This window comes from Nocardioides dubius, assembly GCF_039528155.1.
In the GTDB taxonomy this organism is placed as follows: Bacteria; Actinomycetota; Actinomycetes; order Propionibacteriales; family Nocardioidaceae; genus Nocardioides; species Nocardioides dubius.
In genome coordinates this window covers 306,890-329,564 of sequence record NZ_BAAALG010000002.1, presented here as the reverse complement: position 1 = coordinate 329,564, position 22,675 = coordinate 306,890, and the positions used below count along the sequence as shown (strand labels likewise).

Genomic DNA, 22,675 nt, shown 5'->3' with positions numbered 1-22,675 from the left:
GCGCCCGCCCGGCCGATGGGTCAGGCATGCGAAGCATTCCGCCGCGATGGCGTCCGGCCGCAGCGCTGGTCGCTGCCGGCGCGTTGCTGGCCGCAATGGTGGTGAGCACGGCCGAGCCCGAGGACGCGCCGCGAGCGGTCCACGCCGCGGGCGAGCCGCGCGCCGAGGTGTGGCAGGTGGCCGAGGCCGCCTACCCGGAGAACGCCGACAACCCCTTGGCGGCGCGGGTCTGGGGCGTCTACCAGGGGCCGCAGGACCAGGTCTCGGTCGCGTACCAGAGTGCCGGCACAAAGCAGCGGGCCGATCTGGACGTGATCGCGCTGCGGCCACGGACCAAGTGGTACGGCGCGTTCGTGCCCGACGCCAAGATCCGGGCCAGTGTCCAGCGCTACATCGCCTCCTCACAGAACGGCGATCCGGAGAAGCTGGTGCAGCTCGCCGTCTTCCGGATGAGGCCCTGGGAGCACGCGGCCTGCCAGCGACGGTCCACTACGGCCGAGCGGAGGAGCTACCGTCGCTGGATCCGGGAGCTGGCCGCCGGGATCGGCGCCACTCCCACGCTGGCGATCATGCAGCCGGACGCACCCTTCCTGTGGTGCGTGCCGGACCGTGCGGTCAAGGCACGGCTGCTGACCTACGCGACCCGGACCCTGGCGGCGCTGCCCCGGACCGCGGTCTATCTCGACGCGGGTGCTGCGGACTGGTGCGAGAACGGCAAGGGCAACGACCCCGAGCGGTGCGCGCAGATCCTCAAGCTGACCGGCGTGAAGCACGCCCGCGGCTTCGCGCTCGACTCCACGCACTACATGGGGCCGGCCGAGAACGTGCGGCACGGCGCCAAGATCGCGGCGATCCTGGCCCGTGACGGCTACGGCACCAAGCACTTCATCGTGGACACCGCCAAGAGCGGGCGTCCGACCCGCTGGAACGACATGGTGCCGTCCACCAAGGGCGGGCTGCGCGACGACGCCCGGGTCTGCACCGCCACGGTCACCGACCGGTGCGTGACCCTCGGCATCCCGCCGACGGTCCGGGTCGGCGACCCGGCCTGGGGCTTGCCGGACGACGTCGTCGCCCTGGCCCGGCGCCACGTGGACGGCTTCGTCTGGTTCGGCCGCCCCTGGCTCTACCGCCAGGCCGACCCGTTCGTGATGAAGCGGGCCCGCGCGATGGCGCGCAGCACCCCCTGGCCCCGCCCGTTGACGCTAGGCTCGGGCTCATGAGCGAGGACTGGCGCGAAGCACGGGTGGAGCAGATTCGACAGCTGATCGTGGCCGCGGTGCCCGACGTCGTCGAGGAGGCGAAGTGGCGCAAGCCCACCAACCCGGACGGCGTGCCGACCTTCTCGCACAACGGCCTGATCTGCACGGTCGAGACCTACAAGGACAAGGTCAAGGTGACCTTCGCGAAGGGCGCCTCGCTGCCCGACCCGGCCGGCGTCTTCAACGCCAGCCTGGACGCCGGCACCCGGCGCGCCGTCGACCTCAAGGTCGACGACGAGCTGGACGCCGACGCCTTCAGCGAGCTGGTCCGCGCCGCCTCAATGTGACCGCAGCGCTGGGTTTCCGGCGAAAAGTGCGCGCTGAGGTCACATCGAGCGGTCGGTCAAGACCAACGGCCCGTCCGGCGTGATCGCCACGGTGTGCTCCATGTGCGCGCCGCGGGAGCCGTCGGCGCTGCGCAGGGTCCAGCCGTCGGGGTCGGTGTAGATCTCGTCGGTGGTGTGCATGAACCACGGCTCGATCGCGATCACCAGGCCGGGCTGCAGCTTGAAGCCGCGGCCGGGGCGCCCGTCGTTGGAGATGTGCAGGTCGCCGTGCATGGTCCGGCCCACGCTGTGACCGCCGAACTGCAGGTTGACCTTCAGTCCCGCCTCGCGCGCGACGTTGCCGATGGCGTGGCTGATGTCGCCGACCTTGTTGCCGGGTTGGGCGGCGGCGATGCCTGCCTCCAACGCGCGCGTCGTCGTCGCGATCAGGTCCAGGTCCTCCTGGCGCGGGGTGCCGACCACGACGCTGAGTGCTGAGTCGGAGACCCAGCCGTCCACGCTGCACGCGAAGTCGACGCTGAGCAGGTCGCCGTCACGGAGCTTGTAGTCGTGCGGAAGGCCGTGCAGCACGGCGTCGTTCACCGAGGTGCACAGCACCTTGCCGAACGGCGAGGCACCGAACGACGGGTGGTAGTCGATGTAGCAGGACTCCGCGCCCCGGTCCTTGATCATCCGGTGAGCGAGCGCATCCAACTCGAGCAGGTTGACGCCGACGTCGGCGGCCTCGGCGAGTGCGGTCAGCACCTCGGCGACGAAGCGTCCGGCCGGGCGCATCTCCTCGATCTGGGCGGGGGTCTGGAGTTCGATCATGGAGCCAGCCTAGGTGCGGACCCGGAAAGACAGTGCACCCCGTCCGTGAGGGCGAACGGGGTGCACTGCGTGTTGAACCGCCTCAGTTGCTGGGCGGCTCAGCCCCCACCACCCACATGGCGAAGAACTGCGAGCCGCCGCCGTAGGCGTGGCCCAGGGCGCGCCGGGCGCCGTCGACCTGGTGGTCGCCGGCCTTGCCGCGCACCTGAAGCGCGGCCTCCGCGAAGCGGAGCATGCCCGAGGCGCCGATCGGGTTCGAGGAGAGAACGCCGCCCGAGGCGTTGACCGGCAGGATGCCGCCCATCGCGGTGGCACCGGACTCGGTGAGCTTCCAGCCCTCGCCCTCGGCGGCGAAGCCCAGGTTCTCCATCCACATCGGCTCGAACCAGGAGAACGGCACGTAGATCTCGGCGGCGTCGATCTCCCGCAGCGGGTCGGTGATCCCGGCCTGCTTCCACAACGCCGCTGCGGCCTCGCGCCCGGCGAGCGGGTTGACCTGGTCGCGCTCGGCGGCCGTGGTCATCTCCGAGCGCATCACCGTGCCGTGGATCCAGGCCGGCGAGTCCGAGGCCCGAGCGGTGTCCTCGTCGGCGATCACGAGTGCGCAGGCGCCGTCGGAGGACGGGCAGGTCTCGTCGTAGCGGATCGGGTCCCACAGCATCTGCGAGGCCATCACCGACTCCACGGTGGTGCCCTCGTTGTGCAGGTGCGCGTACGGGTTGTTGAGCGCGTTGGTGCGGTCCTTGGCGGCCACGATGGCGCCGATGTGCGTGGGTGCACCGGAGCGGCGGATGTAGGAGCGCACGTGCGGAGCGAAGTAGCCGCCGGCACCTGCGTGCACGGGCATGATGAACGGCAGCGGCACCGAGAGCGCCCACATCGCGTTCGACTCCGACTGCTTCTCGAACGAGACCGTCAGCACCCGCTTGTGGACGCCGGCCTGCACCAGGGAGGCGGCCACGATCGAGGTCGAGCCACCCACCGAGCCGGCGGTGTGCACGCGCAGCAGGGGCTTGCCCGCCGCGCCGAGCGCCTCGGCCAGGTACAGCTCGGGCATCATCACGCCCTCGAAGAGGTCGGGCGCCTTGCCGACGACGACGGCGTCGATCTCGTCGAAGGTGAGGTTGGCGTCGGCGAGAGCGCGGTCGATCGCCTCACGGCACAGGCCGGCGATCGAGACGTCGCTCCGCACCGCGCGGTGGTGGGTCTGCCCGACGCCGATCACCGCGGCACGCTGCTTGCCCATCAGTTGCTCCCATCCATGACACAGAAGAGGTTCTGCTGCAGCGCCGGTCCGGAGGTGGCGTGCGCGAGGACCTTGTTGGCGCTGCCGTCCCAGATCCGCTTCGCGGCCTCGCCCACACGGTTCAGGCCCGCGGTGAACATCGGGTTGGCGGCCAGCGCGCCACCGCTCGGGTTGATCGTGACGTCGTCGGCCAGGCCGATCTCGCGGCGCAGGATCAGCTCCTGGTGGCTGAACGGCGCGTGCAGCTCGGCGACCTCGACACCGGTGAGGTCGAGTGCCGCGGCGGCCGCCCGGGCCGAGGGCGACTCGGTCAGGGTGCGGGCACCGAGGTGCAGCGGGTCGATCCGGTGCGAGATGCCGCGGATCCAGGCCGGCCGGTCGGTGATCTCGCGGGCGGCGTCGCCGGCGGCGATCACCACCGCGGAGACGCCGTCGGTGACCGGTGCGCAGTCGTGCTTGCGCAGCGGGTCCGCGTACATCGGGCGGGCCAGCAGGTCCTCGACCGAGGAGCCGCCCTTGCGGATCGCGTACTCGTTCTTCTCGGCGTCGCTGAGCGAGCGGTTGACCACCTCGGCCATCTCGCGCTCGCTCCACAGGCCGGCGTCGATGCCCATCCGGGCCTGCAGGCCGGCGATGGAGACCGTGTCGGGCCACAGCGGCGTCATGGTCAGCGGGTCGAGCTGCAGGGTCAGGGTCCGGCGCAGGGTGCCGGCGGACGCCTTGCCGAAGCCGTAGACGAGCGCGGTGTCGACCTCGCCCGTCTGGATCTTCAACCAGGCCTCGTACATGGCCCAGGCGGCGTCCATCTCGACGTGCGACTCGTTGACCGGCGGCAGGGCACCGATCGCGTCGACGGACTGCACGAAGGAGAACGAGCGGCCGGCCAGGTAGTCGGAGGATCCCGAGCACCAGAAGCCGATGTCGGAACGGGTCAGGCCGGTCTTCTCGTACAGCTCCTGGAAGACCGGGACGAGCAGCTCCACCATGGTGGGGGAGCCGTCGAACTGGGTCGTCTGTCGCTGGGCGTATCCCACTACTGCGACGTCACGCATGAGCAGACTCCTTTCTCACAGGTGGTGCTTGTAGGTCTCGTAGTCGGCGTCCGGATCGCCGGTGGGCCGGAAGTAGTCGATGTTCTCGATCGTGGTGCCCCACTCCTCGCGGGGCTTCCAGACGGCCTCGACCCGCATGCCCATCCGGACCTGGTCGGCCGGGAGCTCCTGGATGATGTGCTGCAGGGCGATGTCCGCGCCGTCCAGCAGGATGTAGGCCGAGACGTAGGGCGGCTTGATCTTCTGGCCCATGAACGGCACGTTGACCACGCAGAAGGTGGTGACGGTGCCGGTCTGGGAGAGCTCGACCTCGTCGGTGGTCGGCACGCCGTCGGTGGGGCAGGCGCCGCGCGGCGGCACGTAGACCTTGTTGCACGCCGGGCAGCGCTGGCCGATGATCCGGCCGTCGGCCAGGCCGCGGAAGAAGGCGCTCTCCTCGGGGCTGGCGGCGTAGGTGTAGTTGAGGTTCACCGGCGTGACGACGACGGCCGGCTCCTTCTCGCCGACGCTCGCCGGGCGGGGCCAGCCTGCGCCCTGCGGTTCGTCGGTGACCTCGAAGCAGGCGATGTCGGTGATCGTGCCGTTGCGGTCCTCGGCCCAGCGCACCCGGACCCGCTGGCCGGTGTGCACCTGCTCGGGGGCGCTGACGTCGAGGGCGTGCAGCATCGGCTCGGTGGCGCCGTCCAGGGTGACCAGCACCCAGGCGAACGGGCGCTCGAGCGGCTGTCCCTCGACGGGCTCGGGGCACCAGACCCACGAGGTCACGGTGCCGGTGGGGGCCACCTCGACGAAGTCGGAGGTGGCCTGGTGGGTGATCGGGTCGAACTCGAGCGGCGGGGTGATCACACGTCCGTCGCTGGTCCGCCCGGCGAGGATCGTGGTCTCGCCCAGTCCGCTGAGGAAGGCTCCGAGCACCGGGCCGGTGGACCGGGTGTAGTCGAAGCTCACGCGGACCGGCGAGCTCAAGGTCCGGTTCTGGGAGGAGGTCATGGCTCAAAAGTGAAACATGTTCTAGTGTTACTGGCAAGCGATTCCCTGCCAGGAGGATGAAGATGAAACTCGGCCTGCAGTTGGGCTACTGGGGTGCTCAACCCCCAACAGGTGTTGGTGATCTGGTCGCCGCGGCCGAAGAGTCGGGCTTCGATGCGATCTTCACCGCCGAGGCCTGGGGCTCTGACGCCTTCACTCCGCTGGCCTGGTGGGGCAAGGACACCTCGCGGGTCCGGCTCGGCACGTCGATCGTGCAGATGTCCGGGCGCACGCCGACCTCGATCGCGATGCACGCGCTGACCCTCGACCACCTCACCGGTGGCCGGGTGATCCTGGGCATGGGCGTCTCCGGCCCGCAGGTCGTCGAGGGCTGGTACGGCGTGCCGTACCAGAAGCCGCTGGCGCGCACCCGTGAGGTCGTCGAGATCATCCGCAAGGTGCTGGCCCGCGAGGAGGCGGTCACCAACGATGGCCCGCTGCACCCGCTGCCCTACACCGGCCCGGGCTCGGTCGGCCTCGGCAAGCCGCTCAAGCCGATCGTGCACCCGCTCCGGGCGGATCTGCCGATCTGGCTCGGTGCCGAGGGCCCCAAGAACGTCGCGCAGACCGCCGAGATCGCCGACGGCTGGATCCCGATCTTCTACACGCCGAACTCCGCCGAGATGTACCGGCCCTGGCTGGACGAGGGCTTCGCCCGCCCCGGCGCCCGCCGCACCCGCGACGACTTCGAGATCGCGGCCACCTGCAACCTGACCATCACCGCTGACAACGGCGCCGCCAAGCAGGCCGTGATCGACGCGATGAAGCCGTTCGTCTCGCTCTACATGGGCGGCATGGGCGCCAAGGACCAGAACTTCCACAAGAACGTCTTCGAGCGGATGGGCTACGGCGCGCTCGCCGACGAGGTCCAGGAGCTCTACCTGACCGGCCGCAAGGAACAGGCGACCGCGCTGATCCCGGACAAGCTGGTCGACGACATGCACATCATCGGCGACGCCGGCTACGTGCGCGAGCGGGTGGCCGAGTGGGAGTCCACCGGCGTCACCACCCTGCTGTTGAGCCTGCGCTCGGCCGCCGAGGTGCACCAGGTCGCGGAGGTCCTCGCATGAGTCACTTCGCCACCGAACTCCCCGGCAACGACACCCTGCGCTGGGGCACGCACAACGGACACCTGATGGTCTCCGCGCTCAAGCGGCACCGCGACCGGCCGATCATGCACCTCGGCGACGTCAGCCTGACCGGCGGCGAGGTGTCGGCGCGGATCAGCCAGTACGTGCAGGCCTTCGAGTCGCTGGACGCCGGCAGCGGCGTCTCCGGTGCGCTGCTCGCGCTGAACCGCCCCGAGGTGCTCTTCATCCTCGGGGCCGGGCAGACCCAGGGCTTCCGCCGGATCTCCCTGCACCCGTTGGGCTCCGCCGACGACCACGCCTACGTGATCAACGACGCCGAGATCACCACCCTGGTGGTCGACCCGTACTTCGCCGAGCGCGCACTCGAGCTGCTCGACAAGTGCCCGGGCCTCAACCAGGTGCTCACCATCGGCCCGGTCCCCGAGGCGTTGGCCGACCACCCGCAGGCCAAGGCCCACGATCTCGTGGCTGCGGCCGCGAACTTCGAGCCGGGACCGTTGCAGGCCCGCCTGCTGCCGCCGGACCACATCGTCTCGCTGGCCTACACCGGTGGCACCACCGGCAAGCCCAAGGGCGTGATCGGGTTGGCGCAGTCGATGAACACGATGACCAGCGTGCAGCTCTCCGAGTGGGAGTGGCCCACCGCGCCGCGGTTCCTGATGTGCACGCCGCTCTCGCATGCGGGGGCTGCCTTCTTCGTGCCGGTGGTGATCAAGGGCGGGACGCTCTTCGTCACCGCGCGCTTCGATCCTGCTGAGGTGCTCGAGGTGATCGAGCGGGAGCGGATCAACTCGCTGATGCTGGTGCCGACGATGCTCTACGCACTGATGGACCACCCGGACTCCCAGACCCGGGACCTGTCCAGCCTGGAGACGGTCTACTACGGCGCCTCGGCGATCAACCCGGTCCGGCTCAAGGAGGCGATCGAGCGCTTCGGCCCGATCTTCGCCCAGTACTACGGCCAGTCCGAGGCGCCGATGGCGATCACCTACTTCGCCAAGGGCGACCACGTGGACGCCGACGGCGCTCCGCTGGAGCACCGGCTCACCTCCTGTGGTCGTCCGGCCGCGTTGGTGCGTGCCGCGCTGCTGGACGACGACGGGAGCCCCGTCGCGACCGGTGAGCCCGGCGAGATCTGCGTGGCCGGTCCATTGGTCTCCGGTGGCTACTGGGGCCTGCCCGAGCAGACCGCCGAGACCTGGCGCGACGGGTGGATGCGCACCGGTGACGTTGCCCGCGAGGACGAGGACGGCTTCTGGTACATCGTCGACCGCACCAAGGACATGATCGTCACCGGCGGCTTCAACGTCTTCCCACGTGAGGTCGAGGACGTCGTCGCCGAGCACCCGGCGGTCGCGCAGGTCGGGGTGATCGGCACTCCGCACGAGAAGTTCGGCGAGGCGGTGACCGCGATCGTGGTGATGCGCGCAGGCAGCGAGCTCACCGACGCGGTGATCGCCGAGATCCAGGAGGCGGTCAAGGAGCGCAAGGGATCGGTGCAGGTGCCCAAGCAGGTGATCGCCGTCGACGCGCTCCCGCTGACCGGCCTCGGCAAGCCCGACAAGAAGGCCCTCCGGGCCCGGTTCTGGGAGGGCCAGGGCCGCACCGTCGGCTGACCCCCACCGCCCGAGGGCTAAACGAGGCCGTGCTCGTGGGCGAAGACGACGACCTGGACCCGGTCCCGCAGGCCGAGCTTGCGCAGGATCGAGCCGACGTGGGTCTTCACCGTGGACTCCCCGGAGAAGGTGGCGGCCGCGATCTCGGCATTGGAGAGACCTCTGGCGACGGCGGCGAACACCTCTCGCTCCTTCTCGGTGAGCTCTTCGAAGACCGGCGGCGTCGGTGCCCGCTCCCCGAATTGCCCCGACATCAGGGCGGCCAGGTCGTCGGGGGCGAGCACCGCATGCCCGGAGTGCACGGTGCGGATGGCGTCGGCCAGCAAGGCGGGCGTGGTGCCCTTGAGCAGGAAGCCGCTCGCCCCGTGCCGGATCGCGGTGGCCGCCCGGTCGTCGAGGTTGAAGGTGGTCAGCACGATCACCCGGACCGGCCGCTCGCGCCCGGAGACGCGGGCCGGTGAGAGGATCTGCCGGGTCGCCTCCACGCCGTCCAGCTCGGGCATCCGGATGTCCATCAGGACGACGTCCGGGTGCAGGTCGTCGACCGCACGCACCCCGTCGACGCCGTTGCCCACGGAGCCGACCACCTCCATGCCCGGCTGTGCGTCGACGATCACCGCCACGCCCTCGCGGAACAGGTCCTGGTCGTCGACCAGGAGCACCCGGATCGGCTCGCTCATCGACTCTCCTCGAAGCGGCCCGGAAGCGGGATCCAGGCGGTGGCGGTGAAGGTGGGCGGGGTGCTCCGCTGCCGGACGTCGAGCCGGCCCCCGACAGCCTCCAGGCGCCGGCGCATGCCCTCGATGCCGCTCCCGGTGCGCCGGGCTGCCGGGTCGAGGGCGATCGGCTGGGTCAGCGCGGGGTCGGCCGCGGCGGACTCCGCGGTCGCTGCGGCGACGGGCACCACCGGGTTGGTGACCTCGAGCCGCAGATCGCCCGCCCAGTGCCGCTCCACATGGATCGCGCCGTGCGCGCCGTGCCTGATCGCGTTGGTGAGCATCTCCTGGAGCACCCGGTGCGCCACCGGAGCCCGGTCCGGTGGCAGCGGTCGCGGCTCGCCGACGTCGTGCAGGTGCACCTCGCGTCCGGAGGCGCGGATGCCCTCCAACAGGTCCTGGAGGTCCTGCTCGGCACCGACCACCGGGTGCGACCCGGTGCTGTGCAGCACCTGGCGGACGTCCTCGAGCGAGGCCCGGGCGGTGTCGGTGATGGTCGCCAGGGTGCGCTTGACCGCCTCCGGGTCGCTCTGGAACTGAGCCGCCTCGGCCTGCGCCAGGATCACCGTCAGCGAGTGCCCGACCACGTCGTGCACGTCGCGCGCGAGCTGGGCCTGTGCCTCGCGCACATGGGCGACCTCCTCGGCCTCGGTGCGTGCCGCCTGCGCGGTGTCGCGCTCGCTCTCGGCGCGCTGAGCGGTCGCCAGGGAGGCGTCCGAGCGCCGCGCCAGCCGGACCGCGAGGCCGGCCAGCCACGGCACGGTGAGGCTGAACAGCCCGAGAAGTCCGGCCACGATGGTCGCCCCTGGGCCGGAGTCCTGCGCAGTGGTGGCCACGTTGAGCAGACCGAAGTCCATCAGCCAGGTGGCGACCAGGTCGGGATCGTTGTCCCACGTGTAGACCACCACCCCCGCACAGGCGACCGCTGCGACCGGGATGGAGACCAGGCTGGCGGCCAGCACCCAGCGCGAACCCCAGGCAGCGCAGGCGAAGGCGACGAAGGCGATCGCCAGCTCCGCCGGGAGGAACAGGGTGGTGGTCGTGACGTGGAGGGCCAGCAGCAGCCACATCAGCCCGAGCGCCGCAGCCTGCCACCGCGCCGCGACGACGACGCCGGCGGCCGCGACCACGGTCAGCACGACGAGCTGCTTGACGGAGAAGACGGTGCTGTAGCGCTCAGTCAGGAGGCTGAGCGCGATCATCGCCCCGCACAGCGCGCCCGCGGCCACGAGACGGTTGTTGAGCCTCGGTGCTTCAGTGGGCGCGGTCACCAGGGAACTGTCTCATGGTCGAAGGTGGCGGCAATGCCGCCGTGACCAGCTCGGTCAGCAACGCGGCATAGTCGAGACCCGCTGCGGCCAGCATCCGCGGCGCCTGCGACTGCTCGGTCATCCCGGGGATGGTGTTGATCTCGTTGAAGACCCAGCCACGCTCGGTGAGGAAGAAGTCGATCCGGGCCAGCCCGGCGCAGCCGAAGCCCTCGAAGAGCGTGATCGCGTGCTCTTGCAGGGCTTTGAGCTCGACGTCGGTGATCGCCGCCGGCAGCGTGAACTGCGCCGAGCCGTCGTACTTCGCGGCGTAGTCGAAGAACCCCGGCACCTCGATCTCCAGCGGCGGCGAGACCAGCAGGCTGCCGTCGGCACGACGGAGCACCGCGATGTCGATCTCCCGCCCGCGCAGCCGCTCCTCGATCAGGACCTGCTCGTCGTGGGTGAGCGCCGCCGCGATAGCACGCTGCAGCGCGTCGTCGCCGTCCGCTGAGGTGACCAGGGTGACGCCCTGGCTGGAGCCGGCGGCGACCGGCTTCACCACGCAGTCGCCCGGCACCTGCGGGAGCGGGTCGCCTGCGCGCACCAGCACGCCGTCCGCGACCTGGACGCCGAGCTCGGCGGCGATCAGCTTGCTCAGCCACTTGTCCATGCCCGCGGCGCCGGGGCGCAGACCTGAGCCCACACAGGGGATCGCCAGCAGGGTGGCGAGTGCGGCCAGGGAGCCGTCCTCGCCGCCGGGACCGTGCACCATCGGAAACAGCACGTCGCAGGTGCCGATCGCGGCGACCGCCGCGGCCGGAGTCAGGGGCCCGCCGTTCGCGTCGCGCCAGCCGCCGTCCTGGTCGAGATCGAGGCGGAGCACCACGAAGCCGGCACGGATCAGCGCAGCGCCGACGGCGTCCGCGGAGGCGAGCGAGACCGCGTGCTCGCTGTTGGCGCCGCCGCCGATCAGGGCGACCCGGCTCATCGTGCTCTTCATGCTGCCTCCTGCTGGGAAAGGGGGGAGTCGCCGGCGAGGTGGTCCACCGCGACCCGGCGGACCCGTCTGCCGATGCCGGTGAGGACGTCGTGCTCGATGGTTCCGGCCCAGTCGGCCCAGTCCCGCAGGGTCGGCGCACCGGGAGCGCCGAAGACCGTGGCCTCGGTGCCGACCGGGACCGGCGCGCCACCGAGGTCGACGACCACCTGGTCCATCGAGATCGCGCCCAGCAGCGGACGCCGCCGTCCGGCGATGACCACCTCGCCGCGCCCGGAGGCGGTTCGCGGCAGGCCGTCGGCATAGCCGATCGGGAGCAGTCCGAGCCAGGTCGGTGCGCTCAGCCGGGTGCCGGTGCCGTAGCCGACCAGCGCACCGGCCAGGGCACGCCGCACCTGGACGACGGGGGCGCTGAGCCGGGCGACCGGCGTCAACCGCTCCTGGCCACTCGGGTCGATGCCGGCCAGCCCGGCGCCCACGCGCACCGCATCGTGGCGGGTGCCGGGGGCGTCGAGACAGGCCGCGGTGGCCGCCAGATGACAACGTCGCGGGCGGAGCCCGGCGCGGCGGGCACGGGCGACGGCGGCGGCGAAGCGGTGCTTGGCGAGGTCGTGGTCCACCGATCCGGGATCGGCGCAGCCGAGGTGGCCCATCACGCCGACCACCGTGATCAGCCCGGCCCGCTCGGCGCTCCGGGCGGCGGCGCAGAGCGCCGGCCAGTCGGCGGGCGGGCACCCATCGCGCGACATGCCGGTGTCGACGAAGAGGTGGACCCGGCGCACGCCGCCTGCCCCGGGCGCTCGGCGGAGTGCGGAGAGCAGCGCAGCCAGGTGGGCCCTGCTGGGCAGGGCGAGCTCGACCAGGGCGGGCAGTGCGGCGGCGAGCTCGTCGGGGTCGGTGAGCCAGGCCAGCACCGGCACCCGGGCGTCGGCGGCGCCCGTGGCGAGCAGCTCGACGGCCTCGCTGAGCGTGGCCACGCCGAGCAGGGCAGCACCAGCGCTCCGGGCGGCGCCTGCCATGGTCGTCGCGCCGAGGCCGAACCCGTCGGCCTTCACCACCGCGATCAGCTCCTGCTGGCCGCGCAGCCGGCGCGCGTTGGCGCGGATCGCCTCGGTGGCGACCGTGAGGGTCGGGCCGCTCATGCCGCGCTCGGAGCGAGCGGTCGGGCCAGGATCGGCGCGTGCAGTGCGAAGGGCGCACCGGTGAGCAGTGCCCAGTAGCGATCGCCCCAGCTCCAGTGCCACCACTCGGTCGGGTAGTTGACCAGCCCGACCGCGCGCAGCGCGGAGCCGAGCAGCTCGCGGTTGGCCCGCTCGTCCGGCGTGATGTCGGGGGAGTCGGTGAAGCATCGTCCCCGGCTCTGCTCGGGGGTCGCGTCGATCGGCGTCCCCATCGGCAGCTCGGTGCCGTCGGCGGCGACCAGGGTCAGGTCCACCGCGGAGCCCGCGACATGCGGCGCGACGCCCAGCGGGGCGACGAAGCGGCTGACCAGGCGGTCGAGCTCGGCCGGCCCGACGCCGGGATGCGCGGCGCACACCTCGGCGCTGTAGCGGGCGATGATCTGCTCCTGCAGCGCGGGCGAGCGGTGCCCTTCGACGACCTTCAGGCCGACCCCGGCGGGGAGCCGGGTGGCGGCGTCCTGCAATCGGATCGACAGCTCGACGCGGACCAGGCAGGCGGCAGGGGAGAGCTGCGTGGGCAGGGGCACCAGGGTGCTGCCGGAGTCGCGCACCGGCATCGCCCGCACCCGGGGGTCGCTCAACAGGATCGTCATGCCCCAGACGCTACGAAGCCGGGGCCGGGTGCCGCCTCCACCTGAGGTACCGAGGTGGTCACCGCAAGGTGGAGGCGGCCTGCCCTCAGGAGGCGGTGAACTGCGGCGCGCGCTTCTCGGCGAAGGCGCGCGGGCCCTCCTTGGCGTCGTTCGAGGCGAAGACGGCGGCGCCGACGGCGGCGTCCTCCTTCCAGCACTCGTCCTCGTGCTTGCCCTCGGAGTCGCGGACGGTCTTGAGGATCGCCTGGACGGCGAGCGGGCCGTTCGCGCAGATCAGGTCGGCGATCTCGTGGGCCTTGGCCAGGGCCTCGCCGTCCGGGACGACGTAGCCGATCAGCCCGATCTCCTTGGCCTCCGGCGCCTTGATGTGCCGGCCGGTGAGCAGCAGGTCCATGGCCACGGTCTGCGGGATCTGGCGCGGCAGCCGCACCACGGAGCCGCCCAGCGGGTACAGGCTCCACTTGGCCTCGGAGACGCCGAAGCGGGCGGACTCGCCGGCGATCCGGATGTCGGTGGCGGTCAGGATCTCGGTGCCGCCGGCGATCGCGGGGCCCTCGACAGCGGCGATCAGCGGCTTGTTGAGGCGGTAGCCCTTGAGCAGGGCCTTGATGATGCTGGGGTCGTAGGCGCCCGAGGAGAACTTGTCGCTCGGGGCGTCCTTGCTCATCGCCTTGAGGTCGGCACCGGCACAGAAGTAGCCGCCGGCGCCGGTGAGGATGACCACGCGGATCTCGGGATCGTTGTTCACCCGCTCCCAGGTCTCCTCCAGGATCCTCAGCATCTCGGTGGAGAGCGCGTTGCGGGCCTGGGGACGGTTCATGGTCACCACGAGCTTGTGGCCGACCTGCTCCACGAGGCAGTGCGGAGCTTCGACTTCGGTTGACATGTCGGAAACCATAGCCGCAAACGAGAACGTGTTCTAGTCTTGCGGGCATGGCCCTGAACATCGCTGATCTCTTCGAGCACGCCGTCGACGCAGTGCCCGATCGTCTCGCCGTCCAGGTCGGCGCGGACACCCTGACCTTCGCCGAGCTCGAGACCGAATCGAACAAGCTGGCGCACTACCTCGCCGCGCAAGGCATCGGCAAGGGTGACCACGTCGGCCTCTACTCCAAGAACAGCATCGAGCACGTGATCGCGTTGATCGCGATCCTCAAGGTGCGTGCGGTCTCGATCAACATCAACTACCGCTACGTCGCCGGCGAGCTCGAGTACATCTTCGACAACGCCGACCTCGTCGGGCTGGTCCACGACCGCGTCTACGCGCCGCTGGTCGGTGAGGTCGCGCCCAAGTTCGCGAAGCTCCAGACCATCATCGCCCTGCCCAACTCGATGGAGCCGGACGACGCCAGCGACCTGAGCGGGTTCGGCGGAGTCACCCTCGCGGACGCCGTCGCCGGCCAGAGCGACGCCCGCGACTTCGGCGAGCGCAGCGCCGACGACATCCACATCATCTACACCGGCGGCACCACCGGGTACCCGAAGGGCGTCATGTGGCGCCACGAGGACTTCTGGCGCGTGCTGGGCGGTGGCGTGGACTTCATGACCGGCGAGCTCAAGGGCGAGTTCGACCAGTCCAAGGCCGCCGCCGACGGCGCCGGCCTGGTCACCCTCCCGCTCAGCCCGCTGATGCACGGCGGCGCGCAGGCCAGCCTGCTCATGCACCTCTTCGCCGGGCAGCTGACGATCATGGAGCCGAAGTTCGACCCGGTCCGCACCTGGGAGCTCGTCGACGAGCACAAGGTGCAGATGATCTTCATGACCGGCGACGCGATGGCGCGTCCGCTGATCGAGGCGTACGAGGAGGGCGGCTTCGACGGCCAGAGCCTCTTCGCCATCGCCAGCAGCGCCGCGATCTTCTCCAAGGCGGTCAAGGAGCGCTGGATGGCGAAGTTCCCCAACGCGGTCTTCACCGACTCGGTCGGCTCCTCGGAGACCGGCTTCCAGGGCACCGGCCTGCAGGACGCCAGCGCGCTCTCCACCGACGGCCCGGTGGTCACCATCGGCCACGCCACGGTGATCATCGACGACGACGGCACCGTGCTCGACCCGAGCGTCGACGTCGGCAAGGTGGGTCGCACCGCGAAGGCCGGCTTCGTGCCGGTCGGCTACTACAAGGACCCGGTCAAGTCGGCCCAGACGTTCATCGAGATCGACGGCACCCGTTACTCGATCCCCGGCGACTACGCCCGGATCGAGGAGGGCAATCGCCTGACCCTGCTGGGGCGCGGCTCCAACTGCGTGAACACCGGCGGGGAGAAGGTGTACCCCGAAGAGGTCGAGATGGCGATCAAGGGCCACGAGGGCGTCTACGACGTGCTGGTGGTCGGGCTGCCCGACGAGAAGTACGGCCAGACCGTGCACGCCGTCGTCGAGCTGCGCGAGGGCGCCGAGCTCGACCTCGAGGGCCTGCGCGACTACCTGCGCTCCCACCTCTCCGGCTACAAGCTGCCTCGTGGCCTGACCCTCGTGCCCGAGATCCCGCGCAACGCGACCGGCAAGGCCCAGTACCCGCAGGCCAAGGAGATCGCCCTGGCCGACCGCACCGCCAAGGAGGCGAGCAACTGATGCGTACCGACATTTGCGAGATGTTCGGGATCGAGTACCCGATCTTCGCCTTCACCCCCTCGGAGAAGGTGGCGGCAGCGGTCTCGAAGGCAGGTGGCCTGGGCGTGCTCGGCTGCGTGCGCTTCAACGACGCCGAGGACCTGGACAAGACCCTCACCTGGCTGGACGAGAACACCGACGGCAAGCCGTACGGCGTCGACGTCGTGATGCCGATGAAGATCCCCACCGAGGGCAAGGCCGTCGACCTCAAGGCGATGATCCCCGACGAGCACATCTCGTTCGTCGAGCGCACCCTCCAGCAGCTCGGCGTCCCGCCGCTGCCCGAGGGCGAGGGTCGCGAGGGCGTGCTCGGCTGGCTGCACTCGGTCGCCCGCTCGCACGTCGACGTCGCGCTGGCGCACCGTCCGGTGCTGATCGCCAACGCCCTCGGCTCGCCGCCGGTCGACGTGATCGAGCAGGCGCATGCTGCCGGCGTCAAGGTGGCTGCCCTCGCGGGCGCCGCCAAGCACGCGCTCTCGCACGTGGCCAACGGCGTCGACATCATCGTCGCGCAGGGCTATGAGGCCGGTGGCCACACCGGAGAGATCGCCGGGATGGTGCTCACCCCGGAGATCGTCGACGCCGTCGGTCCCGACGTTCCGGTGCTCGCCGCCGGAGGCATCGGCTCGGGGCGCCAGGTCGCCGCGGCGATGGCGCTGGGCGCCCAGGGCGCCTGGACCGGCTCGCTGTGGCTGACGGTCGAGGAGTACGACCTCTCCGCCGGCACCGGCATCCGGGACGCGCTGCTCAAGGCGGGCTCGGGCGACACCGTGCGGACCCGGGTCTACACCGGCAAGCCGGCCCGCCTGCTGAAGACCAAGTGGACCGAGGCCTGGGAGGCCGAGGACGCGCCGACCCCGCTGCCGATGCCGCTGCAGAACCTGCTGGTCGCGGACGCGCACAACCGGATGAACGGTGGCGACAACCCGGACACCATCTCGATGCCGGCCGGTCAGATCGTCGGCCGGACCAACGAGGTGCGCCCGGTGGCCGACGTGATGGCCGACATCATCCGCGAGTACGAGGAGACCGTCGACCGGCTCGCCAAGTCGGGTCGTTGATGGTCCTCCGGATCAGTGACGAGAAGCGCGTCCGGACGATCACCCTCGACCGTCCGGACGCGCTGAACGCGTTCAACGAGGAGCTCTACGACGCCGCCGCGGACGCCCTGCTGGCAGCGGCCGCCGACGACAGCGTCGCGGTGGTCCTGCTGACCGGTGCCGGGCGCGCGTTCAGCGCGGGCACCGACCTGCTGGAGATGCATGCCCGGGTCAGCGACCCGGCGTTCGTCCCCGGCAAGCACGGCTTCGTGGGCTTCCTGGACGCGCTCGCCGACTTCGGCAAGCCGCTGGTGCTGGCGATCAACGGGCTGGGCCTGGGCATCGGCGCGACCATGGTCGGCTTCGCCGACCTCGTCTTCATGTCCACGAAGGCGCGGCTCAAGTGCCCGTTCACCAGCCTCGGAGTGGCACCGGAGGCGGCCTCCTCGCTGCTGTTCCCGCAGCTGATCGGTCGCCAGAACGCGGCCTGGATGCTGCTCTCCGCGGAGTGGATCAGCGCCGAGCAGGCCCTCGAGACGGGGCTCGCCTGGCGGCTCTGCGAGCCCGACGACCTGCTGGCCGAGGCACACCGGCACGCCGAGGTGCTGGCAGCCCGGCCGATCTCCAGCCTGCTCGCCGTCAAGCGGACGATGACGGCGCCGCATCGTGACGCCGTCCGCGAGGCCCGGGAGCGGGAGAACGCCTGCTTCGCCGAGTTGATGGGCGGCCCGGCGAACCTGGAGGCGTTGACCGCGTTCGCCGAGGGGCGCGAGCCTGACTTCACGGCGCTGCCGCCTGGTTGGTGAGGCTGGCGTCCGGCCGGCCTACGGCTGGTCGGACGCGGCCTCGGCGGCCAGGGCCATCGCCTCCAACGCGATCGGCGGGGGCGCCTGGAAGTCGAAGGCCTTGAGCAGGACGGCGTGCGGCACGCCCAGGCGCCTGCCCTGCAATGCGGTGATGCCGGTCAGCATCTGCCGTGGCGGGGGATGGCCGGGGATGCCCGCGAGGTAGCGAGCGTGCGCCTCCAGGGAGGCGATGCCCCTCTCCAACGGCTCGCCGGTGACGTCGACGCCGTGCGTCGGCTGGTCGTCGCCGGCCACCAGCAGCCAGCGCGTCGTCCAGGGCAGCAGGCCCTCGTCGATCAGGTTGGTGAAGACCCAGCGGTTGCCGGCGTCGCGGATCGCGTCGACGGCAGCCAGCCCGGCGACCCGGTGGTCGGCCTGGTTGAGACCCGCGACGAACTCGACGTCCCAGCTGCCGACCAGGACGGCGTCGGGCCGGTAGCCCCGGATTCTGCGGGCGATGTCGCGACGCAGCTCCAGCGAGTAGCTGAGCACCCCGTCGGGGTGGTCGAGGAAGTCGAGCTCGCGGACGCCGACCACGTCGCAGGCAGTGCGTTGCTCCGCCGCCCTCAGCACAGCGGTCTGCTCGGGCTCCAGCGCATCCATGCCCGCCTCGCCGCGGGTGAGCAGCAGATAGGCGACGTCGGCGCCCGCTGAGGTCCAGGCGGCCACCGCCGCGGAGGTGCCGTACTCGACGTCGTCGGGATGTGCCACCACGCACAGGACGCGGCCGAAGGCGTCGGAGGGGAGCGTGGGGAGCGTCTGCATGCGCTCACCCTAGGAGCCGTGGGCGGGGGCGGACTGCCCCAAAGTTGCTGAAAACCAAGGGCTTCGCGGCATCCCTGGACACCTGTGGGAGCGGGTGCTCGCGGTCACGGCACAATGGCGCCATGCCTGCTGCCCCTCCACCGCCGTTGCCCTACGACGCCGCCCTGCGCGAGCGGATCGCCGGGAACCTCGCCGGGCACCAGCGGCGGGTGCTGCCGCTCGACGAGCGGCGCCGGGCCGCGGTCGCGGTGGTCGTGGTCGACTCGGAGGTGGGAGAGGACCGCATCGATCCGGCGCCGACCGGGCTCGGCGACATGGCGCAGGTCCCCGGCAATGTGGAGAACCTGGACGGCCGGATGGAGAACGTCGCGGGCGGTGCTGCCTTCCTGCTGTGCCGTCGCTCGGCGCGGCTACGTGCGCATGCGGCGCAGTGGGCGTTGCCGGGCGGCCGGATCGACGAGGGCGAGACCGCCGTGGAGGCGGCGATCCGGGAGACCGACGAGGAGTTGGGGGTCCGGCTCGGCCAGGAGTCCGTGCTCGGCCTGATGGACGACTACCCGACCAGGTCGGGGTATGTGATCACTCCGGTGGTGCTCTGGGGCGGCGGGCGGTTGGAGCTGGCGCCCGCGCCCGACGAGGTGCTGGCCGCTTACCGGATCGGCGTGCACAACCTCCTCGCGCCGGACTCGCCGCGGTTCATCGCGATCCCGGAGAGCGACCGTCCGGTGGTGCAACTGCCGCTGGGCAACGACCTGGTGCACGCCCCGACGGGTGCCGTCCTGCTGCAGTTCCGTTGGCTGGGCCTGGAGGGTGACCCGCAGCCGGTGGCGGGGTTCGAGCAGCCGACCTTCGCCTGGCGGTAGGGCTCGGCGCTCAGGTCCAGGGGTTGTCCCAGCGGCCGTCGGCCTTGGCGGCGGCGACCTCGGCGAGTCCTCCAGGACGCATCCGGCCCTCCGCCGTCAGCCGCTCGACCTTGGCGATGTTGATCCGGGACCACTTGCTGCGGGGACGGCGCCGGGTGTAGCGCTGGACGTAGGTGTCGTTGTCCCAGCTGCGGCGGACCGCTGAGATCCAGCCGTAGCAGAGCCCGGCGTCGACCGTCTCGTCCTCGGTGATCGAGGTCAGGCGAGACGACTTCTTGGCGGTGCGCAGCCAGACCGCACGGGTGTCGCCCGGGGCCTCGGCGAGCCACTGCTCGAACTGCTCTCGACTCGGCAGATCGAGTGCTGGCTCGCCGTCGATCTCGAACTCTGGGGTCGCAGACATGGCCTCACTGTAGAAGTCGGCGGCACGCGCCGGTAGCGCTTGACGAGGGTGGGCCCCGCTCTTCTGGCTGTCGTGACTGCTCACGTGCGTCTGTGGAATCTGATCCCGCCGTGGGGGAGATGTTCGACGGTGTAGGTGGGGTCGTGGATGTAGTGGTGGTGCTTGCTGCAGAGGAGGCTGCCGTCGGCGAGGTCGGTTCGCCCGCCGAGTGCCCAGGGATTGTTGTGGTGTGCTTCGCACCAGGTGGCGGGTATTCGGCAGTTCTCGGCGAGGCAGTAGGGATGGATGAGGGCGAGTGCTCGGTGTTGGGCGGCGCTGTAGAAGCGTTTGGTTCGTCCCAGGTCCAGCGGGACGGAGTTTCCGCCGAGCACTGCCGGGACGATCCCGGCGTTGCAGGCGAGGCGCCTGGCTTCGCCGGCGGAGATCCTGTCGTGCCATCCGTCGCGTTGGGTGGTGAGGGTGGCGGTGCCGATCTCGTTGCGCAGGGCGTCGAGGCTGATGGTGACGACGACGGTGGTGGCGTCTCCGCCGTGCAGGGGCAACCGTTTCGGGTCGAGCGTCTCGAGGAGTGTGTCGAGCGCGCGGGCGTTGCGTTGTGGGGTGGAGAGCTTGCGGACGGGGTTCGGCTTGGTGTCGCCACCACTCGTGCAGCCGGAGCGACTGCCGGCGCCTTCTCGGTCGCTGCCACAGCCGCAGCCGGTGGCGCTGCCGCCGTTGCCGCCACCACTGCCGGTCGCGTCGTCGCTGGCTGGTTCGTCGAACTCGCCGTGGTGAGGATCGTGGCCAGGACATTCGAGGTCTCCGCACGACTCGGCGTACTCGCCCGTCTCGTCGGGCGCACACCCGCAGGGTGCCGGGGTGAGGTGATCCCTACGTGGGTTGGTGATCGCGTTCAAGGCGGTGGCGAGGCGGTTGGCGCAGCCGTCGGTCAGCAGGCCGCTGATGCGGGTGGTGCCGTCGCCTTGGGGCTTCAAGGTGAGTTGTTGCCGTTCGCGGGCGGAGCGTTCCTCGTCGGCGAGGCGTTTGCCTTCGACTGCTTCGGCGATGTCGGGGGCGACGATGTCGATGATGCGTTTGCCCATCCGGCGGAGGTCGTTGGGTCCGAACTGTTCGGCGTGCTCGACAAGGGTCCGCTCGGCGTCACGAAGAACCGTGGCGTCGAGGTCATCGGGCAGCGCGTTCAAGGACCGGGTGATCTCCACCGACTGAGCGAGGTTGACCCGGCCCTCGCGGAGTGCGGCATGTAGGTGCATCCACCTGCTGTCGAGCTCACGAGCGATCCGCAGCTCGCGGGCCATGGTGCCGTGGGCTTGGTGGGTGGCGTGGGCGAGGTAGTCGCCGATGTTCCTTGCGCCGTGGGCGTCGGCCACGTCGAAGGCACACGCCAGGAGCCGGTAGTTCAACTCGGTGAGACGGGCCTGCAACACCGGCATCTTCAGCAGCACGGCCTCCTTCTCGGCAGTGCTGAGGTAGATCGGATTCGCGTCGAGGCAGGAGTCGAGTGCGGCCTCGATCGCCAACGTGGCTTGGCAGATCGCCTGCTGGCTCGACGTCAGCGCATCGGCGGCGTCGAGCCCGCCGGGCGGATCGGGTGAGGGAGTGATGCGTGGCATGTGCGCCTCCGAGTCGGCCGGCCCGGAGCGAATTCCCGAGCACACGACAGACGCTACGAGTGACTGCCGACACAACCCCGGAGGCCTCCTCCACGCACGAGCCGGGCTACCCGCGGAGCACCTCATACGCACTGTGCATGACGCCCGACAGGAACCGGTGCTCCTCGATCAGCCGCAGCTCCTGGCGCCAGCCAGGAGGCAGCCACGGGGCGCCGGAGCCGATCACCACCGGGAACGCGTAGTACTCGATGCGGTCCACGATGCCCGCCCGGAGTGCGTGCGCTGCCAGGGTCGGGCCGCCGATGCTGACGTCGCCGGGCTGGTCCTCGACGAACTGCCGCACCGCGGCGGGGGAGAAGTGGTCGACGAGTCCGGTGCGCGCGGTGTCGACGGCGTCCAGCGTCGTCGAGAAGACGACCTTGTCGCGGCCCCGCCAGAGCTCGCCGTACTCCTTGCTCACCTCGAAGAGCGGGTCCTGCGCGGCGTCGTCCGGCATGCTCGCCGGATCCACGCCGTAGGTCTCCCAGAACCGCATCACCTCGTACAGCCGCCGTCCGTAGAGGTCGGCGCTCACCCGGCGGTCCCGCGCGTTCAGGTAGGCATGCAGCTCCGCCGAGGGCATGGCGAATCCGAAGTCGCCGTCCGCGTCGGCGATGAAGCCGTCGAGTGAGCCGATCGCCGCATAGATCAGGTGCCCCATGCACCGAGACTAGGGGCCCGAGACGCGGTGCGCGATGGCTCAGATGCGGTAGGCCACCATCGCCGCGTCGACCTCGTCGGTGCTGACGATCTCGCGGCCCATCGGCAGCAGGCTGATCGGGATCATCTTGAAGCTCGCCACGCCGAGTGGGATGCCGATGATGGTCAGGCAGAGCAGCACGCCGACGAAGGCGTGCTCGAGGGCCAGCCAGATCCCGGCGAAGATGAACCAGAGCACGTTCCCGATCGCGCTGCCGGCACCCGCCGTGGGCTTGCGGACGGCGATCCGTCCGAACGGCCACAGCGCATAGACGCCGATCCGGAACGAGGCGATGCCGAACGGGATGCCGATGATGGTGATGAAGCAGAGCAGCGCCGCCAGCAGGTAGCCGAGGAACAGCCAGAAGCCGGCGAGCACCAGCCAGATCACGTTGAGGATGGCCTTCACGGCTCGAGCCTAGGGCAGTTCGCCCCGTGGAGACGGCGAATCGGGTGCCCCAGGGCCTTGGTCCCGGGACACCCGACTCATCGGGTCAGCGAGCGACTGCTCAGCCCGCGGCCAGCAACCGGCCGATCGCCAGTGCCTGCTCGGTCGCTCCGCCGAAGGTGAACTCGAAGCGCTTGGCGGCGGTGAAGTAGCGGTGTGCGTCGCCGTCGAGGTCGATGCCCACGCCGCCGTGGATGTGCACGGTGGTGTGCGCGACCCGGTG

General features: G+C 70.8%; 23 protein-coding genes. 8 read left to right on the top strand and 15 right to left on the bottom strand.

The annotated features are described in order from the left end of the window. Positions 1 to 26: 26 nt before the first annotated feature. Positions 27 to 1,223, top strand: coding sequence for a glycoside hydrolase family 6 protein (locus ABD151_RS03400; RefSeq protein ID WP_343991342.1), 1,197 nt, complete (start codon positions 27 to 29; stop codon positions 1,221 to 1,223). Continuing rightward, complete coding sequence (locus tag ABD151_RS03395; protein WP_343991340.1) at positions 1,220 to 1,549, top strand: DUF1801 domain-containing protein; 330 nt, start codon at positions 1,220 to 1,222, stop codon at positions 1,547 to 1,549. The genes ABD151_RS03400 and ABD151_RS03395 overlap by 4 nt, the downstream gene beginning before the upstream one ends. A 39-nt stretch (positions 1,550 to 1,588) precedes the next feature. Here ABD151_RS03395 and map read toward each other — a convergent pair whose 3' ends face one another. The 4 genes from map to ABD151_RS03375 form a co-directional block, all read right to left on the bottom strand. After that, complete coding sequence (map, locus tag ABD151_RS03390; protein ID WP_343991338.1) at positions 1,589 to 2,359, bottom strand: type I methionyl aminopeptidase; 771 nt, start codon at positions 2,357 to 2,359, stop codon at positions 1,589 to 1,591. A gap of 82 nt (positions 2,360 to 2,441) precedes the next feature. Then, positions 2,442 to 3,605, bottom strand: coding sequence for a thiolase domain-containing protein (locus ABD151_RS03385; RefSeq protein WP_343991336.1), 1,164 nt, complete (start codon positions 3,603 to 3,605; stop codon positions 2,442 to 2,444). Beyond that, positions 3,605 to 4,657, bottom strand: a complete 1,053-nt coding sequence (locus ABD151_RS03380; protein WP_343991334.1) for a thiolase domain-containing protein — start codon at positions 4,655 to 4,657, stop codon at positions 3,605 to 3,607. The genes ABD151_RS03385 and ABD151_RS03380 overlap by 1 nt, the downstream gene beginning before the upstream one ends. Positions 4,658 to 4,672: 15 nt before the next feature. Continuing rightward, a complete protein-coding gene (locus tag ABD151_RS03375; protein ID WP_343991332.1) occupies positions 4,673 to 5,647 on the bottom strand; it encodes a Zn-ribbon domain-containing OB-fold protein in 975 nt (324 codons plus the stop codon). Between the two features lie 62 nt (positions 5,648 to 5,709). Here ABD151_RS03375 and ABD151_RS03370 point away from each other — a divergent pair, with 62 nt between their 5' ends. Both ABD151_RS03370 and fadD8 read left to right on the top strand, forming a co-directional pair. Next, positions 5,710 to 6,756: an LLM class F420-dependent oxidoreductase gene (locus tag ABD151_RS03370; RefSeq protein ID WP_343991330.1), complete on the top strand. Its 1,047-nt coding sequence runs from the start codon at positions 5,710 to 5,712 to the stop codon at positions 6,754 to 6,756. Then, positions 6,753 to 8,393, top strand: coding sequence for a fatty-acid--CoA ligase FadD8 (fadD8, locus tag ABD151_RS03365; protein WP_343991328.1), 1,641 nt, complete (start codon positions 6,753 to 6,755; stop codon positions 8,391 to 8,393). The genes ABD151_RS03370 and fadD8 overlap by 4 nt, the downstream gene beginning before the upstream one ends. A gap of 17 nt (positions 8,394 to 8,410) precedes the next feature. Here the strand turns inward: fadD8 and ABD151_RS03360 are convergent, their stop codons facing one another. The 6 genes from ABD151_RS03360 to ABD151_RS03335 all read right to left on the bottom strand — a co-directional run bounded on the left by ABD151_RS03360 (position 8,411) and on the right by ABD151_RS03335 (position 14,016). Further along, the gene (locus ABD151_RS03360; protein WP_343991326.1) at positions 8,411 to 9,073 is read right to left on the bottom strand and encodes a response regulator; all 663 of its coding nucleotides are present in this window, start codon (positions 9,071 to 9,073) and stop codon (positions 8,411 to 8,413) included. Further along, a complete protein-coding gene (locus tag ABD151_RS03355; RefSeq protein ID WP_343991324.1) occupies positions 9,070 to 10,380 on the bottom strand; it encodes a sensor histidine kinase in 1,311 nt (436 codons plus the stop codon). The genes ABD151_RS03360 and ABD151_RS03355 overlap by 4 nt, the downstream gene beginning before the upstream one ends. Further along, positions 10,364 to 11,359 (bottom strand): D-alanine--D-alanine ligase family protein, encoded by a 996-nt coding sequence (locus ABD151_RS03350; RefSeq protein WP_343991322.1) that lies wholly within the window; start codon positions 11,357 to 11,359, stop codon positions 10,364 to 10,366. Before ABD151_RS03350 ends, ABD151_RS03355 begins: the two co-directional genes overlap by 17 nt. Then, complete coding sequence (alr, locus tag ABD151_RS03345) at positions 11,356 to 12,498, bottom strand: alanine racemase (protein ID WP_343991320.1); 1,143 nt, start codon at positions 12,496 to 12,498, stop codon at positions 11,356 to 11,358. The genes ABD151_RS03350 and alr overlap by 4 nt, the downstream gene beginning before the upstream one ends. Beyond that, the gene (locus tag ABD151_RS03340) at positions 12,495 to 13,130 is read right to left on the bottom strand and encodes a M15 family metallopeptidase (protein ID WP_343991318.1); all 636 of its coding nucleotides are present in this window, start codon (positions 13,128 to 13,130) and stop codon (positions 12,495 to 12,497) included. Before ABD151_RS03340 ends, alr begins: the two co-directional genes overlap by 4 nt. An 85-nt stretch (positions 13,131 to 13,215) precedes the next feature. Beyond that, a complete protein-coding gene (locus ABD151_RS03335) occupies positions 13,216 to 14,016 on the bottom strand; it encodes a crotonase/enoyl-CoA hydratase family protein (RefSeq protein WP_343991316.1) in 801 nt (266 codons plus the stop codon). 47 nt (positions 14,017 to 14,063) lie between these two features. On the opposite strand from ABD151_RS03335, the gene ABD151_RS03330 reads away from it, so the two are divergent. Genes ABD151_RS03330 through ABD151_RS03320 form a run of 3 tightly spaced genes read left to right on the top strand, consistent with a single transcriptional unit; the run spans position 14,064 to position 17,583 of the window. After that, positions 14,064 to 15,698: an acyl-CoA synthetase gene (locus ABD151_RS03330; protein ID WP_343991314.1), complete on the top strand. Its 1,635-nt coding sequence runs from the start codon at positions 14,064 to 14,066 to the stop codon at positions 15,696 to 15,698. After that, positions 15,698 to 16,798: an NAD(P)H-dependent flavin oxidoreductase gene (locus ABD151_RS03325; protein WP_343991312.1), complete on the top strand. Its 1,101-nt coding sequence runs from the start codon at positions 15,698 to 15,700 to the stop codon at positions 16,796 to 16,798. The genes ABD151_RS03330 and ABD151_RS03325 overlap by 1 nt, the downstream gene beginning before the upstream one ends. Further along, on the top strand, positions 16,798 to 17,583 hold the full coding sequence (locus ABD151_RS03320) for an enoyl-CoA hydratase/isomerase family protein (RefSeq protein ID WP_343991310.1): 786 nt from the start codon (positions 16,798 to 16,800) through the stop codon (positions 17,581 to 17,583). Before ABD151_RS03325 ends, ABD151_RS03320 begins: the two co-directional genes overlap by 1 nt. 18 nt (positions 17,584 to 17,601) lie before the next feature. Here the strand turns inward: ABD151_RS03320 and ABD151_RS03315 are convergent, their stop codons facing one another. Further along, positions 17,602 to 18,387 carry a PIG-L deacetylase family protein gene (locus ABD151_RS03315; protein ID WP_343991308.1) on the bottom strand — a complete coding sequence of 262 codons (786 nt, stop codon included), beginning with the start codon at positions 18,385 to 18,387 and terminating at the stop codon, positions 17,602 to 17,604. Between the two features lie 122 nt (positions 18,388 to 18,509). Here ABD151_RS03315 and ABD151_RS03310 point away from each other — a divergent pair, with 122 nt between their 5' ends. Further along, positions 18,510 to 19,250: an NUDIX hydrolase gene (locus ABD151_RS03310; RefSeq protein ID WP_343991306.1), complete on the top strand. Its 741-nt coding sequence runs from the start codon at positions 18,510 to 18,512 to the stop codon at positions 19,248 to 19,250. Between the two features lie 10 nt (positions 19,251 to 19,260). On the opposite strand, the gene ABD151_RS03305 is transcribed toward ABD151_RS03310, so the two are convergent. The 4 genes from ABD151_RS03305 to ABD151_RS03290 all read right to left on the bottom strand — a co-directional run bounded on the left by ABD151_RS03305 (position 19,261) and on the right by ABD151_RS03290 (position 22,413). Further along, positions 19,261 to 19,653: a YdeI/OmpD-associated family protein gene (locus tag ABD151_RS03305; RefSeq protein WP_343991304.1), complete on the bottom strand. Its 393-nt coding sequence runs from the start codon at positions 19,651 to 19,653 to the stop codon at positions 19,261 to 19,263. An 80-nt stretch (positions 19,654 to 19,733) separates the two neighbouring features. After that, positions 19,734 to 21,266 carry an HNH endonuclease signature motif containing protein gene (locus ABD151_RS03300; RefSeq protein WP_343991302.1) on the bottom strand — a complete coding sequence of 511 codons (1,533 nt, stop codon included), beginning with the start codon at positions 21,264 to 21,266 and terminating at the stop codon, positions 19,734 to 19,736. A 106-nt stretch (positions 21,267 to 21,372) separates the two neighbouring features. After that, complete coding sequence (locus ABD151_RS03295; protein WP_343991300.1) at positions 21,373 to 21,966, bottom strand: dihydrofolate reductase family protein; 594 nt, start codon at positions 21,964 to 21,966, stop codon at positions 21,373 to 21,375. A 39-nt stretch (positions 21,967 to 22,005) separates the two neighbouring features. Further along, positions 22,006 to 22,413 carry a YccF domain-containing protein gene (locus ABD151_RS03290; RefSeq protein ID WP_343991298.1) on the bottom strand — a complete coding sequence of 136 codons (408 nt, stop codon included), beginning with the start codon at positions 22,411 to 22,413 and terminating at the stop codon, positions 22,006 to 22,008. Between the last annotated feature and the right edge of the window lie 262 nt (positions 22,414 to 22,675).